Source organism: Bacillus sp. WC2503 (genome assembly GCF_052682895.1).
Genome location: NZ_JBQYMD010000001.1, coordinates 4,725,001 through 4,741,640, shown reverse-complemented (window position 1 = coordinate 4,741,640; position 16,640 = coordinate 4,725,001). Strand labels below are relative to the sequence as shown.

At 39.3% G+C, this 16,640-nt stretch carries 12 protein-coding genes, 2 rRNA genes and 1 other annotated feature (1 of these 15 running past the window's edge); all 14 genes read right to left on the bottom strand.

The window, feature by feature from the left end; translation table 11 throughout:
- Complete coding sequence (gene cysS, locus ACUN26_RS24455) at positions 1–1,398, bottom strand: cysteine--tRNA ligase (protein ID WP_000152286.1); 1,398 nt, start codon at positions 1,396–1,398, stop codon at positions 1–3.
- Complete coding sequence (cysE, locus tag ACUN26_RS24450) at positions 1,379–2,044, bottom strand: serine O-acetyltransferase (protein WP_000476498.1); 666 nt, start codon at positions 2,042–2,044, stop codon at positions 1,379–1,381. The genes cysS and cysE overlap by 20 nt, the downstream gene beginning before the upstream one ends.
- Before the next feature lie 145 nt (positions 2,045–2,189).
- Positions 2,190–2,438 (bottom strand) — a binding site (T-box leader).
- A 47-nt stretch (positions 2,439–2,485) separates the two neighbouring features.
- Positions 2,486–3,943 carry a glutamate--tRNA ligase gene (gene gltX, locus ACUN26_RS24445; protein ID WP_000415161.1) on the bottom strand — a complete coding sequence of 486 codons (1,458 nt, stop codon included), beginning with the start codon at positions 3,941–3,943 and terminating at the stop codon, positions 2,486–2,488.
- A gap of 89 nt (positions 3,944–4,032) precedes the next feature.
- Complete coding sequence (gene ispF, locus ACUN26_RS24440; protein WP_000488383.1) at positions 4,033–4,509, bottom strand: 2-C-methyl-D-erythritol 2,4-cyclodiphosphate synthase; 477 nt, start codon at positions 4,507–4,509, stop codon at positions 4,033–4,035.
- Positions 4,510–4,625: 116 nt separating this feature from the next.
- On the bottom strand, positions 4,626–5,306 hold the full coding sequence (gene ispD / locus ACUN26_RS24435; protein ID WP_000288306.1) for a 2-C-methyl-D-erythritol 4-phosphate cytidylyltransferase: 681 nt from the start codon (positions 5,304–5,306) through the stop codon (positions 4,626–4,628).
- 16 nt (positions 5,307–5,322) lie between these two features.
- Positions 5,323–6,426 (bottom strand): PIN/TRAM domain-containing protein, encoded by a 1,104-nt coding sequence (locus tag ACUN26_RS24430; RefSeq protein ID WP_000919680.1) that lies wholly within the window; start codon positions 6,424–6,426, stop codon positions 5,323–5,325.
- A gap of 160 nt (positions 6,427–6,586) precedes the next feature.
- Positions 6,587–7,660 (bottom strand): DNA integrity scanning diadenylate cyclase DisA, encoded by a 1,074-nt coding sequence (gene disA, locus ACUN26_RS24425; RefSeq protein ID WP_000392164.1) that lies wholly within the window; start codon positions 7,658–7,660, stop codon positions 6,587–6,589.
- A gap of 3 nt (positions 7,661–7,663) precedes the next feature.
- Positions 7,664–9,040, bottom strand: a complete 1,377-nt coding sequence (radA, locus tag ACUN26_RS24420) for a DNA repair protein RadA (protein ID WP_001085199.1) — start codon at positions 9,038–9,040, stop codon at positions 7,664–7,666.
- Positions 9,041–9,135: 95 nt separating this feature from the next.
- On the bottom strand, positions 9,136–11,571 hold the full coding sequence (gene clpC, locus ACUN26_RS24415; protein WP_000971171.1) for an ATP-dependent protease ATP-binding subunit ClpC: 2,436 nt from the start codon (positions 11,569–11,571) through the stop codon (positions 9,136–9,138).
- 22 nt (positions 11,572–11,593) lie between these two features.
- Positions 11,594–12,658, bottom strand: a complete 1,065-nt coding sequence (locus ACUN26_RS24410) for a protein arginine kinase (protein ID WP_000050835.1) — start codon at positions 12,656–12,658, stop codon at positions 11,594–11,596.
- Positions 12,659–12,662: 4 nt separating this feature from the next.
- Positions 12,663–13,211 carry a UvrB/UvrC motif-containing protein gene (locus ACUN26_RS24405; protein ID WP_000128388.1) on the bottom strand — a complete coding sequence of 183 codons (549 nt, stop codon included), beginning with the start codon at positions 13,209–13,211 and terminating at the stop codon, positions 12,663–12,665.
- 170 nt (positions 13,212–13,381) lie between these two features.
- Positions 13,382–13,843, bottom strand: coding sequence for a transcriptional regulator CtsR (ctsR, locus tag ACUN26_RS24400; protein WP_001244560.1), 462 nt, complete (start codon positions 13,841–13,843; stop codon positions 13,382–13,384).
- A 208-nt stretch (positions 13,844–14,051) separates the two neighbouring features.
- Positions 14,052–14,167, bottom strand: a 5S ribosomal RNA gene (rrf, locus tag ACUN26_RS24395).
- A 49-nt stretch (positions 14,168–14,216) separates the two neighbouring features.
- Positions 14,217–16,640, bottom strand: a 23S ribosomal RNA gene (locus ACUN26_RS24390) (it continues 498 nt past the right edge of the window).

Below are 16,640 nucleotides of genomic sequence, written 5' to 3'. Positions count from 1 at the left end.
TTATCCTCTTTTCCATCTTGTACCTTGTGCGGTATCTTCTAAAATAATATTACGTTCTTTTAAATCATCGCGAATTTGATCAGATAATGCGAAATCACGATTTTTACGAGCTTCAATACGCTTTTGGATAAGCACCTCAATTTCCTCATCAAGCAATTCTTCTTTTGCTAATTCTAATCCTAAAATATCGAATAATGTTTCAAGTTGTTTCACGTATGCTTCAATTACAACTTTAGAAGTATGTTCTTCTAATAAATATTGATTTGCGTGATTTGCTACATTATATAATTCAGTAATCGCATTAGCAGTATTGAAGTCATCATCCATTGCTTCTTCAAATGCAGCCTGGAATTTTTCCATCTCAGCTAACCATTTCTCATTATGATCTGTTAAATTCGCGCTACTTTCCATACGATGCTTTAAGTTACCGTAAGCTGTTTTAATTCTTTCTAGCCCGTTATTCGTACTTTGTAATAACTCTTCACTAAAGTTAATTGGATGACGGTAATGTACTGATAGCATAAAGAATCTAATTAACTGTGGATCATATTGCTTAATGATATCGTGAACTAAAATGAAGTTTCCAAGTGACTTAGACATCTTCTCATTATCAATATTAATATATCCATTATGCATCCAGTAACGTGCAAATGTTTTTCCAGTCAACGCCTCGGACTGTGCAATTTCATTTTCATGATGAGGAAATGCTAAGTCTTGACCACCAGCATGAATGTCAATTGTATCCCCTAAGTACTTACGTGCCATCGCTGAGCATTCAATATGCCACCCTGGACGTCCTTTCCCCCAAGGGCTTTCCCAGAAGATTTCTCCCTCTTTTGCAGCTTTCCATAAAGCAAAGTCAAGAGGGTCTTGTTTCTTTTCTCCTACTTCAATACGTGCACCATGACGTAAATCAGCGATTGGCTGATGCGATAATTTACCGTAACCTTCGAATTCTTTCGTTCTAAAGTACACATCACCTTCTGATTCATATGCATACCCTTTATTCACAAGTTCTTGAATAAATTCAATAATAATATCCATATTTTCTGTTACACGCGGATGAACTGTTGCATGTTTGCAACCTAGTGCGGTTACATCTTCAAAATATGCTTCAACGAAACGGTCAGCAATTGTCGGTACATCTTCACCTAATTCATTTGCTGCTTTAATTAATTTATCATCTACGTCAGTAAAGTTAGATACATACTGCACTTCGTACCCTTTGTATTCTAAATAACGGCGTACTGTATCGAACACCATAGGGGGTCTCGCATTCCCAATATGAATGTAGTTATATACTGTAGGACCGCAAACATACATCTTTACCTTATTTTCTTCTAATGGAATAAACTTTTCCTTTTGACGTGTTAGCGTATTATAAATGTGAATAGTCATTTTTATCCTTCCTTTCTACCTTTACTTCAAGTTGCTTTTTCAATTTATCAAGTTCTGCTTCCATAACCTTTAATTTATCAAAAATCGGATCCGGAAGATCGGAATGATTTAACTCTTGACCAATCTTCACTCCATTTTGAATAACGACTCGGCCAGGTATACCTACAACTGTAGAATGCGCAGGGACTTCTTTTAATACAACGGATCCTGCTCCAATTTTAGAATTCTCTCCAACAGTAATTGAGCCTAGTACTTTAGCACCTGTTGCAATTAATACATTATCCTGAATTGTAGGGTGCCTCTTTCCCTTTTCTTTTCCCGTACCACCTAATGTAACACCTTGATAAATTGTTACATTATCACCAATCTCACACGTTTCTCCAATTACAACACCCATTCCATGGTCAATGAAAAAATGACGACCAATTGTTGCTCCTGGATGAATCTCAATGCCAGTAAAAAACCGACTAACTTGTGAAATCCAACGTGCAATAAAAAAGAAATTCTTTTTATAAAAAGCATGTGCAATTCGATGGGCCCAAACTGCATGTAATCCAGAGTAAGTCAAAATGACTTCGAAATAACTTCGTGCCGCTGGATCCTGTTCAAAAACGACTTCAATATCTTCCCGAAGCCTCTTAAACATCGATGTCCCCTCCCCTTTATGGGCTGCTTTTTCGAGTGAACTAACTCCCTTAACTCCCCACTTATCCTCTAAATCTTTATACAAGGAGATCAAACTTATACTTATACCCACTTTTACGGTATAAAAAAGACGCCTCTGTCATATTGACAGAGACGCCTTTTAAGCGCGGTTCCACTCTGTTTAGGCTAATAAAAAAGCCTCAAACTCATCCATGATAACGGTGTACACCGCTTCTGCTTACTTTACGCCCTAAGACATTTCACGAAACAATTCGTTGTTCAGCAGAAGACTCGAAGGGGCATTTCAAAAATCCGCTTATAAACCACTTCCAGCCTAAAGGTGGTTCTCTCTGTAAAAAGCCTGATTTTCTACTTCTCCTTCTCGTCGCTTTTCCTTATTAGATTTTAAGTATACTTATTATATTTCTAAACCTAGAAAATGTTAACCAATTACTTTTTGAAGACGATTTAAAACTTTTTCTTTCCCAAGAAGTGCAATCGCATTAGGAAGCTCTGGACCATGTGTTTGACCAGTAGTAGCAACACGGATTGGCATAAATAAGTTTTTACCTTTATGCCCTGTTTCCTTTTGAACTGCTTTAATAGCTGCCTTAATCGCTGCAGGCTCCATCGCTTCTAGAACTTCTATTTGACCAGCAAATGCACGAAGTACTTCAGGTACCTGTTCACCATTTAACACTTCTTGCCCTTCTTCTTCATAATCAACATGATCTTTAAAGAACATTTCAGAAAGCTCTACGATTTCAGCTCCGAAACTCATTTGGTCATGATATAAAGCAATTACATCACGAATCCAAGCTTGTTCTTGTTCACTTAAAGTTTCGCCCACACGTCCAGCTTTCACTAAATGCGGTAAACTTAACTCTACAACCGTATCTAAATCTTGCTTTTTCATATACTGGTTGTTCATCCATTTTAATTTTTGAGAATCAAATAATGCAGGTGATTTTGATAAACGAGCTGCATCGAACATTTTGATGAACTCATCTTTAGAGAAGATTTCTTCTTCTCCTACCGGCGACCAACCTAGTAGTGCAATAAAGTTAAAGATTGCTTCTGGAAGATATCCTAGCTCTTTATATTGCTCAATAAATTGAATAATAGATTCATCACGTTTACTTAACTTTTTACGGCTTTCGTTAACAATTAGGGTCATATGACCGAATTGTGGGATGTCCCAACCGAAAGCTTCATATATCATCATTTGTTTTGGCGTATTTGAAATATGATCATCGCCACGAAGCACATGTGTAATCTCCATTAAGTGATCATCTACTGCTACCGCAAAGTTATAAGTTGGAATTCCATCTTTTTTCACGATAACAAAATCACCGAAATCATTTGAATGGAATGCGACTTCATCTTTTACGATGTCTTTGAATGTGTAATCACGATCAGCTGGTACACGGAAACGAATACTTGGAATACGTCCCTCAGCTTCAAATTCTTTCATTTGTTCTTCAGTTAAATCACGATGGTTACCTGCATAACGAGGTGTTTCACCACGAGAAATTTGTCCTTCACGCTCTGCTTCCAGCTCTTCTTCTGTCATATAACATTTGTAAGCTAAACCACGCTCTAATAAATCTAGATATAATTTTTTATAAATATCTAAACGCTCTGTTTGACGATATGGTCCGAATTCACCACCAACATCAACACCTTCATCCCAGTCCATACCGAGCCATTTCAAGTATTTTAATTGGCTTTCTTCTCCACCTGCAACATTACGTTTTACATCAGTATCTTCAATACGAATAATAAACTTACCATCTTGATGACGAGCAAATAAATAATTAAATAATGCCGTACGCGCATTTCCGATATGTAAGTGTCCTGTTGGACTTGGCGCATAGCGCACTCTCACTTGCTTTTCCATAATTGGTACACCTTCCATTCTTAATGTCAACACATTCTATAATTGTACAACAAAAAAATGTGATTATCCATCTTACGAATTAAAAACCATTATTTTTTCTGTAATAATACCACTGCTTGAGAAGCAATTCCTTCTTCTCTACCTGTAAATCCTAATTTTTCTGTTGTTGTTGCCTTTACATTAATGTTATCTATAGACGTTTCTAACAGTTCACTAATACGTTTACGCATACTTTCAATATGCGGTGCCATTTTTGGCTTTTGAGCAATAATTGTACAATCTAGATTTCCTAGCTCGTAACCTTGTTCGCGTACAAATCCCCAAACCTTTTGTAGTAATATAGCTGAATCTGCATCTTTAAAGGCAGGATCAGTATCAGGAAAATGCTTTCCAATATCTCCTGCTGCAATTGCTCCTAGACATGCGTCAGCAATCGTATGTAACAATACATCCGCATCTGAGTGACCGATTAATCCCTTCTCATGAGGAATTGTAATTCCGCCAATAATTAACGGTCTACCTTCCGCAAATTCATGTACATCAAAACCTTGTCCAATTCGAAACATTCTTTACATCCTCCTTGAGCTAAACCACTGAGCTTTATGACTCTATATTATATCGATATCCTTACAAAGAAAAGCCCGGCTATTGCCGAGCTTTCCTTTGTTATACACCATCACGGCTATTTTTTCTGAACATGAAGGAAACTTTCAGCAATTAGTAAATCCTCTGGAGTCGTCACTTTAATATTATAGTAACTCCCCTCTACTACACCTACTTGCTTACCAATGCGTTCTACGAGACTTGCATCATCTGTACCAAGAAAACAGCTCTGTTTTGCACTTCTATGAGCTTCTAACAAAAGCGAAACAGAGAACCCTTGCGGTGTTTGTACAGCCTTAAGCTGAGATCGTTCTACCGTTTCGACAACAACATCTTGCTCTACTTTCTTCACTGTATCCTTTACTGGCACTGCACAAATGGAAGCCCCATATTTTTCTGCTGCTGTTAATACATCTTGAATCACTTTATTCGTTACGAATGGGCGCGCTCCGTCATGCACAAGAACGTATTCCACATCACTTGCATGCTGAATCGCGTTATATACACTATCTTGTCTTTCAGCCCCACCTTGAATAAATTGCACCTGTTTTTCAATCGGATACTTCTGCATTAATTCTTCAAAATACGGGCGTTCCTCTTCGTTAATTGCCATAACAATACTTTTGCACGCCTTATCTCTTTCAAAAGCACGTAATGTATGCACGATAATCGGTACTTCATTTATAAGTAAGAACAACTTATTTTTGCCAGCACCCATCCGCTTTCCTTGACCGGCTGCCGGAATAATTAATGTATACATATTAATAATCCTCTACCTATAATGCTTTTTCTAATAATTTACGTTTTGCGAAAATCATACGACCAGCCGATGTTTGTAATACGCTAGTAACTAGTACATTAAGTTGCGAACCTACATACTCTCTACCATCTTCTACTACAATCATCGTACCATCATCTAAGTACGCAACACCTTGGTTTTGCTCTTTACCATCTTTCACAACATAAACACTTAATTCTTCGCCAGGGAGTACAACTGGTTTAATTGCATTAGCTAAATCATTAATGTTTAACACCGTTACTCCTTGTAATTCAGAAACTTTATTTAAGTTAAAATCATTTGTTACTACAGTTCCACCGGTGATTTTAGCTAACTTTACAAGTTTGCTATCCACCTCTTGGATATCCTCGAAATCGCCTTCATAAATTTCTACCGGAATCGGCATCTCTTTTTGAATACGATTTAAAATGTCTAGTCCTCTGCGACCACGATTACGCTTTAAAGCATCGGAGGAGTCGGCAATATGCTGAAGCTCTTCTAATACGAATTGTGGAATTACAATTGTTCCTTCTAAAAACTTCGTTTGGCAAATATCAGCAATACGTCCATCAATAATTACACTCGTATCGAGAATTTTCCAATGAGCCGTAGATTTTTCTACCTCTATCTCTTCGTTCTCACTATTGTTTTTCTTCTTACCTCCGCGTTGGGGTAATGTAAATAATCCTAGCAATTCATTCCTCTTTTTAAATCCTACTTGGAATCCTAAATATCCAAGTAAAAGAGTAAAGAACACTTGCAATACTGTGCTAATAACCGGAATTGTAAATTCACGAATTGGTATTAAAATTAAATATGCAACAATGAGACCAGAGATTAAACCTAATGTACCAAATAAAACATCTGCTACAGGCGCCTTTACAAGAGCCTCTTCAATATGCTTAATAAGTTGAACAATATAATCTACAAGCCAAAATGTTGTTAAAAATAAAATAATTGCACCAATAATTGCACGAACATACGATCCTTCCAATAAAGGAACAGCACCGATGTCTAATACATTAATAACTTTTGGGATTAAGTAAATCCCTAACGCTCCCCCAATTACTAGAAAGAAGAGCTGTACGATCCGTTTTAACATCCAACCACCTCCTACTCATTATTAACCATTGTTTCGCTAATCAAAACGCCGAATGCAAAAGCGGACGTGTTTTTTTATAAATAGTTTTATTTACCAATATATCATATCATATACCAAAAATGTTCTAGTGTCGTTATATTATGGAATCAATGTAATATTCTTAATTGTGTCTACTCATATAGAGATGCTCTTGAATTCTTTTTAAGCCTTCTCGTATTTTCTTCGCCCTTACTTCTCCAATTCCTTCCACATCATCCAATTCATGAATAGTCGCGCGACAAACACCTTGCAACGTTTTGAATCGATTAATTAAATTTTCAATGATAAGTGGCGGAACACGAGAGATTTTGCTTGTGATTCGATATCCCCTTGGCGTCACACTTTCTTCTAAACTCGTTTGCCCTGGGTAGCCAAGTAATTTTACTAAATCACTATCCTCTAAAAGTTGTGTATTTGCAAGGTCCTGCAACTTTTTCAAAATTTGATGATGGTCTTGTGTTTTTTCTTGGTGATAATCTTTGATTAATAATGCTGCCTCTGCCTCTAAATCAGCTAGTAGTTCTGTAAGTTGTAAACGGATTAACCTACCTTCTGTTCCTAGCTCATGAATATAGCTCAATATTTCATTTTTAATACGCAGTACCATTTCAACACTATGTAAAACGTGAACGACCTCGGACATTGTAACGACCTCTTCAAATTCTAGAATGCCCAAATTCGTAATACCATCATTCCATACAGCCTTATATTTTTCTAACGTTTGAATAGCCTGATTTGCCTTTGTTAAAATAACCCCTATATCTTTTAGTGTATAACGTAAGTTCCCTTGATATAGCGTAATTACGTTACGTCTTTGTGAAATAGCTACAACAAGGCTACCAGTCTGCTTCGCTACACGTTCTGCTGTTCGGTGACGCATGCCTGTTTCAATAGAATCAATAGATGCCTCTGGAACTAACTGTGCATTTGCTATTAAAATTTTACTTCCCGTTTCATTTAAAATAAGTGCCCCGTCCATTTTTGCTAATTCATATAAACTAGCAGGAGAGAATGCACAATTAATGTGAAAACCGCCATCAACAATACTTTTAATCTGCTCATTATATCCAAGAACAATTAGTCCCCCTGTTTGTGCGCGAAGTACATTATCTATCCCTTCGCGCAGTGGTGTCCCTGGGGCCACGAGCTGTAAAATATTAATCATACTTTTGACACGTTGCTTATTTTCTTCCATAGCCTAGCCTCCTAATGTCAAACGAAGCGCTTCTCCTAAATTAGAAACACCTACAACCTCAATCCCATCTGGAATTGTCCATCCTCCTAAGTTTTTTCTAGGAATAATAACACGTTGAAATCCTAATTTAGCCGCTTCTTGTACACGTTGTTCGATTCTTGATACTCTTCTTATTTCTCCAGTTAATCCTACTTCTCCTATTACTGCATCGGTTGGTGCCGTAGATTTATCCCTAAAACTTGAGGCTATACTTAAAGCCACCGCTAAATCAATTGCCGGTTCATCTAATTTCAAACCACCAGCTACTTTTAAATATGCATCTTGATTTTGCAATAGTAAGCCTGTTCTTTTTTCTAATACTGCCATAATAAGCGAAACACGGTTATGATCAATTCCCGTCGCCATTCTTCGAGGATTTCCAAAACTAGTAGGGGAGATTAAAGCTTGTATTTCTACTAAAACCGGTCTTGTTCCTTCCATTGAAGCAACTACTGTTGACCCTGCAACACCAACCGGCCTTTCCTCAAGGAAGATTTCAGAAGGATTTAAAACTTCCGCAAGACCAAGCTCTTTCATTTCAAAGATACCCATTTCATTCGTGGAACCAAAACGGTTCTTCACAGCTCGTAAAATACGATACGTATGGTGTCGATCTCCCTCAAAGTAGAGAACTGCATCGACCATATGTTCTAACATACGAGGTCCTGCAATTGCTCCTTCTTTTGTCACATGCCCGACGATGAAAATAGGGATTCCTTTTGTTTTTGCAAGTTTCATTAATTCCGCTGTACATTCACGTACTTGTGCCACACTTCCTGGCGCTGACGTCACTTCAGGTAAATGTATCGTTTGAATAGAATCAATAACAACAAAAGCTGGATTCATTTCTTCAATATGTGCTGCAATACGCTGCAAGTCTGTCTCTGCTACAACAAATAGATTGCTACCCTTTACATGCAAACGATCTGCACGAAGTTTAATCTGCTTTGCCGACTCCTCACCCGATATGTATAATACATCATATGAAGAATCTGCTAATTGCGATGAAATCTGTAATAGTAATGTTGATTTTCCAATCCCAGGGTCTCCACCAATAAGTACTAAGGACCCATCTACAATTCCGCCACCAAGCACACGGTTAAACTCTTGAAATTCCGTTTCAATACGTGCCTCAGACTTTGTTTCTACTTCAGTAAGACGTCTTGGTTTTGTTACTTCCGTTTGAATTGCATTCGCGTAATTAAGGCGCCTTGATGATACAACTGGTTCCATCTCTTCAACAAGTGTATTCCATTGACCACATCCGGGACATTTACCCATATATTTCGGTGACTGATAACCACATTCTTGACATATAAATTTCGTTTTCTTTTTAGCCATACCTTTTTATAGTTCACTTCACTTTCGTCTATAAACGTTTATCCTTCTCGTACAAGAAAGAGGGCTATCGCGTAGCCCTCTTTGTTTGTCTATACTTATTTTACCTTTTCCGCACTATGAATGACAAATGATTCTCCTTCTACATCAAAGATAACTTTTTGTCCTTTCTCAATAGCACCTTTTAAAAGTTCTTCAGATAGTCTATCTTCTACATGCTTCTGAATTGCCCTACGAAGCGGACGAGCACCGTACTCACGATCAAATCCTTTATCAGCAATAGCAGAAATTGCCCCTTCTGTTAATTGCAATTCGATTTCTTGTTCTTTTAAGCGATTCACTAACTGATTTACCATAAGAGTTACAATTTCTTGAATATGTTTTTTCTCAAGCATATGGAATACGATAATTTCATCGATACGGTTTAAGAATTCTGGACGAAATGCTTTTTTCAGTTCGTCCATTACTTTACCTTTCATATCCGAATAATCGCGGCTCTCATCTTGTACGTTAAATCCAAGATACTTATTACGTTTTAATGCATCTGCCCCAACGTTAGATGTCATAATAACAATTGTATTACGGAAATCTACTGTACGTCCTTTAGAATCGGTTAAACGACCATCTTCTAATACTTGTAGTAAAATATTAAACACATCCGGATGAGCTTTCTCTACCTCATCTAATAAGACAACTGAATATGGCTTGCGACGAACTTTCTCTGTTAATTGTCCACCTTCTTCATATCCAACATATCCTGGAGGAGAACCAACTAAACGGGAAGTAGAATGCTTCTCCATGTACTCTGACATATCGATGCGAATCATTGCATCTTCATCACCGAACATAGATTCTGCTAGTGCTCTTGCAAGTTCTGTTTTACCTACACCTGTTGGCCCTAAGAAAATAAATGAACCAATTGGGCGCTTCGGATCTTTTAATCCTGCTCTCGCACGACGAACAGCTTTTGCTACAGCTACTACCGCTTCATCTTGACCAATTAAACGATCATGAAGAATGGATTCTAAGTTTAATAATTTATCAGTCTCTGTTTGTGCAAGTTTAGAAACTGGGATACGCGTCCATGTAGAAACGACATTTGCAATATCTTCTACCGTAACCTCTGAATTTTCTTTTCCTTGTTGCTCTTTCCATTGACGTTTTGTATCTTCTAACTTCTCTCGTAAGCGTTGTTCCATATCACGTAAAGATGCAGCCTTTTCAAATTCTTGACTTTGTACAGCCGCATCTTTTTCTTTTCGAATCTCCTCAAGCTTCACTTCAAGCTCTTTTAAGTTTGGTGGTGTTGTATAAGAACGTAAGCGAACTTTTGAAGCAGCTTCATCAATTAAATCAATTGCTTTATCCGGTAAAAAGCGATCTGTAATATAACGATCTGAAAGTTTTACTGCTGCATCAATAGCGTCATCTGTAATAGATACACGGTGATGCGCCTCATAACGGTCACGTAAACCTTTCAAGATTTGAATCGATTCTTCTAAACTTGGCTCATCAACATGAATTGGTTGAAAACGTCTTTCTAAAGCCGCGTCTTTTTCAATATATTTGCGATACTCATCTAAAGTTGTCGCCCCAATACATTGCAACTCTCCTCGTGCTAAAGATGGTTTTAAAATATTCGATGCATCGATTGCACCTTCTGCTCCACCTGCACCAATTAATGTATGAAGCTCATCAATAAATAGAATAATATTGCCTGCTTGGCGAATTTCATCCATCACTTTCTTTAAACGGTCTTCAAATTCACCGCGATATTTCGTTCCAGCTACTACTGTACCCATGTCTAGTGTCATAACACGCTTATCTCTTAAAGTTTCAGGAACTTCATTATTTACAATTTGCTGTGCTAATCCTTCTGCAATTGCCGTTTTACCTACACCAGGCTCACCGATTAATACTGGGTTGTTTTTCGTTCTACGGCTTAACACCTCAATTACACGTTGAATTTCTTTACCACGTCCAATAACAGGGTCTAAGCGATTTTCACGTGCAACAACTGTTAAGTCCCTTGCTAAACTGTCAAGTGTCGGTGTATTTGCATTTGTTGCTGAACCACCTTGATGACCTGAACTAGCTTCATTACTTCCAAGAAGTTGTAACACTTGTTGTCTCGCTTTATTTAAACTTACACCTAAATTATTTAAAACACGTGCCGCTACACCTTCACCTTCACGGATTAAACCGAGTAAAATGTGTTCTGTTCCAACGTAAGAATGGCCTAGCTTACGCGCTTCATCCATAGATAATTCAATAACCTTTTTAGCACGAGGTGTATAATGTACAGTTTGAGAAGCTTCTGTTCCACGCCCAATTAACGCTTCTACTTCTTTTTGAACTTTCTCTGGACTTAATCCAAGAGCAATTAACGCTTTTGCTGCAATTCCTTCACCTTCGCGTACAAGCCCAAGTAAAATATGTTCTGTTCCAATATTATTATGCCCAATACGAATTGCTTCCTCTTGAGATAAAGCTAATACTTTCTGTGCTCTTTCTGTAAATCTTCCAAACATCATAGAAATCGCCTCCTACTTGCGCTTAGTTTTTTTCAATACGTAATCGCTCACGGATTAAGGTTGATCTTCGATAATCTCTTTCTTCTGGCCCTAAAGGTCCTCCCGCGTATTGTTGTAAAATGCCCGGTTGAGTAAGAACCATTAACTCCGTCAAAATATTTCTCGATATACCTTTTATATATCCTAGATCAATACCAAGTCGTACATCTGATAAGCAATTAGCAGCTTCTGCAGATTGAATTAAACGACTGTTTGCTAGTATGCCGTAAGAACGATAAACCTTATCTTCAAGTTCAATACTTGAATTTTGTACAATTAATTCTCTAGCCATTTTTTCTTGCTGTATAATTTGTTGAATGACACCTTTTAAATCTGCAATAATATCTTCTTCAGACTTTCCTAGCGTCATTTGATTTGACACTTGAAATATATTACCTAACGCTTCGCTACCTTCACCGTATATTCCTCTTACTACTAACCCTAATTTTTGAATTACTTGTATAATACGGCTAATTCTTTTTGTTAAAACCAGTCCCGGTAAATGAATCATCACAGAAGCTCTTAACCCTGTGCCAACATTAGTAGGACAGCTTGTAATATATCCAAGTGATTCATCAAAAGCGTATTCAACTTCTTTCTCAATCCAATTATCTATTTGATTGGCGCTTTGAAGCGCCTCTGATAACTGTAATCCTGAAAATAGGCACTGAATCCGAATATGGTCTTCTTCATTAAGCATAACACTAATATGTTCACTTTCTGATAGTAGACATGCTCCATATTCTGTCCCTGCAAGATTTGGACTAATTAAATGCTTTTCGACTAAAACTCTCCTTTGAAGAGGGGTTAATTCATTCATCTTTAATAGTCCAAACTCCCCAAAGGACCCTACTGCTTTATTTATAAATTTCTTTTTAAATAATTCATGAATCTGTTTAGCTTCTTCTTCGTTTTGCATAGTAGAAAATTGATATTGTTTAAAATTACGAGCCAAACGAATTCGACTACTTAAAACAATATCAGAATCAGGGCCATCCCCCTTCATCCATGGACTAATCGCTTCATTCATAATTTTGTCCAGTGACATAGAACTATTCCCCCTCTCTATGCTCACTAAGATGTATTTCAAGACCTCGAATCTTATCTCTTACCTCTGCAGCTTTCTCAAATTCCTCTTTCTGTACGCATTGTTTCAGAATGAGTTTTAGTTCATCTAATTCTTTCTTTAAGTGGATATTTCCTTCTATACGTTCCGGAATTTTTCCACAATGATCTGTATGCCCACCATGAAGACGTTTTAATAGTGGCTTTAAATGCTCCTTAAATGTATCGTAGCAAGAAGAACAGCCAAAACGTCCCACTTTTGTAAATTGTTCATATGTCATCTTACAATCTGGGCATCTTACTATATTTGCATTTGAAAATCCATTTTTTCCTTCTTCAAACATTGTTGATTCACCGTGTAATAAACCAGCAAATAAATCATGAAATGAAAAGTTAGACTGCGATGATTGAAAGAAAGACGTATAGCCACTTTGCTCTGCACATTGCTCACAAAGATGAACTTCCGCCTTCTTCTCGTTAATTACTTTTGTATAATGTAAAGTCGCTGGTCTTATATTACAGTTTTGACAAGTCATCACTATCCCCACCTTTACAACAGGAACGCTCTATCTCATGATACTTTTCATACATTACTAGATTGTTCGCTTTCCTGAATCCGTTTAAATAAAAGTGCATGTTCTTTTTCAAAACTTCTACAACATTTAATTGCTTTATCTTAGTCATCATTCTTTTACAAAAGCTATATTTATTTATATTTCAGTGTTCTTAACATTGCGCATAATATTCGAGCCCTAAGTTCATCTCGAGAAGGAACATCCATTGATAATACAGAACGATCTATTACGCTTAACATCAGTTTCGCTTCACGATTTGTTATGATTCCCTCTTCTATTAAACGTATAATCATGCTTTCTGCATTCCCTTGCGCAACACTATGATCAATCATATGAAGCATTTGATCAATAATGTCTATATCGTCATGCAGTTTGACTTTTATAATGCGAATGTAACCTCCTCCACCACGTTTACTTTCTACTACAAATCCTCTTTCTAACGTAAAACGGGTATTGATTACATAATTGATTTGAGATGGTACGCACTCGAACCGATCCGCAATCTCATTTCTCTTAATTTCAATCACATTATTATTGCTTAAGTCAATAACTTGCTTTAGATATTGCTCAATGATATCAGATATATTTCTCATTTATCCGCCACCTTTATTGACTTTGACTATCTTTGACTTTAATTATATACGTATTAATAAAATTTGCAACTCTTTTGCTTATTCACTATCCTAGCCACATTCTCCTGTATTTAATCAAAATATTAATACTTTAAACACATTTTTTTATTACTATGGATTATAAAATAAAACACGAAAAAACACGAGTCATTTGACTCGTGTTTTAGTTGCTTGGCGACGTCCTACTCTCACAGGGACAAGGTCCCAACTACCATCGGCGCTAGAGAGCTTAACTTCCGTGTTCGGTATGGGAACGGGTGTGACCTCTCTGCCATCATCACCAAACTATGAAGGCATATTCCTTCAAAACTAGATAACATTTGCTACATATTATATGGTTAAGTCCTCGATCTATTAGTATTCGTCAGCTCCACATGTCACCATGCTTCCACCTCGAACCTATCAACCTGATCATCTTTCAGGGATCTTACTAGCTTACGCTATGGGAAATCTCATCTTGAGGGGGGCTTCATGCTTAGATGCTTTCAGCACTTATCCCTTCCGCACATAGCTACCCAGCTATGCCCTTGGCAGAACAACTGGTACACCAGCGGTGCGTCCATCCCGGTCCTCTCGTACTAAGGACAGCTCCTCTCAAATTTCCTACGCCCACGACGGATAGGGACCGAACTGTCTCACGACGTTCTGAACCCAGCTCGCGTACCGCTTTAATGGGCGAACAGCCCAACCCTTGGGACCGACTACAGCCCCAGGATGCGATGAGCCGACATCGAGGTGCCAAACCTCCCCGTCGATGTGGACTCTTGGGGGAGATAAGCCTGTTATCCCCGGGGTAGCTTTTATCCGTTGAGCGATGGCCCTTCCATGCGGAACCACCGGATCACTAAGCCCGACTTTCGTCCCTGCTCGACTTGTAGGTCTCGCAGTCAAGCTCCCTTATGCCTTTGCACTCTACGAATGATTTCCAACCATTCTGAGGGAACCTTTGGGCGCCTCCGTTACACTTTAGGAGGCGACCGCCCCAGTCAAACTGCCCACCTGACACTGTCTCCCGGGTCGATAAGACCCGTAGGTTAGAATTTCAATACAGTCAGGGCGGTATCCCACCAGCGCCTCCACCGAAGCTAGCGCTCCGGTTTCAATGGCTCCCGCCTATCCTGTACAAACTGTACCAAAATTCAATATCAGGCTACAGTAAAGCTCCACGGGGTCTTTCCGTCCTGTCGCGGGTAACCTGCATCTTCACAGGTACTATAATTTCACCGAGTCTCTGGTTGAGACAGTGCCCAAATCGTTACACCTTTCGTGCGGGTCGGAACTTACCCGACAAGGAATTTCGCTACCTTAGGACCGTTATAGTTACGGCCGCCGTTTACTGGGGCTTCAGTTCAGAGCTTCGCTTACGCTAACCCCTCTCCTTAACCTTCCAGCACCGGGCAGGTGTCAGCCCCTATACTTCGCCTTACGGCTTCGCAGAGACCTGTGTTTTTGCTAAACAGTCGCTTGGGCCTATTCACTGCGGCTTTCCGTTAAGAAAGCACCCCTTCTCCCGAAGTTACGGGGTCATTTTGCCGAGTTCCTTAACCAGAGTTCTCTCGCACACCTTAGGATTCTCTCCTCGCCTACCTGTGTCGGTTTGCGGTACAGGCACCTTTTATCTCGCTAGAAGCTTTTCTTGGCAGCGGGGAATCAAAGACTTCGCTCCATAAGGAGCTTCCCCATCACAGCTCAGCCTTCACAATAAGCGGATTTGCCTACTTATCAGCCTAACTGCTTGGACGTGCACAACCAATCGCACGCTTCTTCTATCCTTCTGCGTCCCTCCATTGCTCAAACGATAAAGAGGTGGTACAGGAATATCAACCTGTTGTCCATCGCCTACGCCTGTCGGCCTCGGCTTAGGTCCTGACTAACCCTGAGCGGACGAGCCTTCCTCAGGAAACCTTAGGCATTCGGTGGACGGGATTCTCACCCGTCTTTCGCTACTCATACCGGCATTCTCACTTCTAAGCGCTCCACCAGTCCTTCCGGTCTGACTTCACTGCACTTAGAACGCTCCCCTACCACTGATACCATTGGTATCAATTCGCAGCTTCGGTGGTGTATTTAGCCCCGGTACATTTTCGGCGCAGAGTCACTCGACTAGTGAGCTATTACGCACTCTTTAAATGGTGGCTGCTTCTAAGCCAACATCCTAGTTGTCTAAGCAACTCCACATCCTTTTCCACTTAATACACACTTTGGGACCTTAGCTGGCGATCTGGGCTGTTTCCCTCTTGACTACGGATCTTATCACTCGCAGTCTGACTCCTAAGGATAAGTCATTGGCATTCGGAGTTTGACTGAATTCGGTAATCCGATGAGGACCCCTAGTTCAATCAGTGCTCTACCTCCAAGACTCTTACACTTAAGGCTAGCCCTAAAGCTATTTCGGGGAGAACCAGCTATCTCCAGGTTCGATTGGAATTTCTCCGCTACCCACACCTCATCCCCGCACTTTTCAACGTGCGTGGGTTCGGGCCTCCATTCAGTGTTACCTGAACTTCACCCTGGACATGGGTAGATCACCTGGTTTCGGGTCTACGACCACGTACTAAACGCCCTATTCAGACTCGCTTTCGCTGCGGCTCCGTCTCTTCAACTTAACCTCGCACGGGATCGTAACTCGCCGGTTCATTCTACAAAAGGCACGCCATCACCCATTAACGGGCTCTGACTATTTGTAGGCACACGGTTTCAGGATCTCTTTCACTCCCCTTCCGGGGTGCTTTTCACCTTTCCCTCACGGTACTGGTTC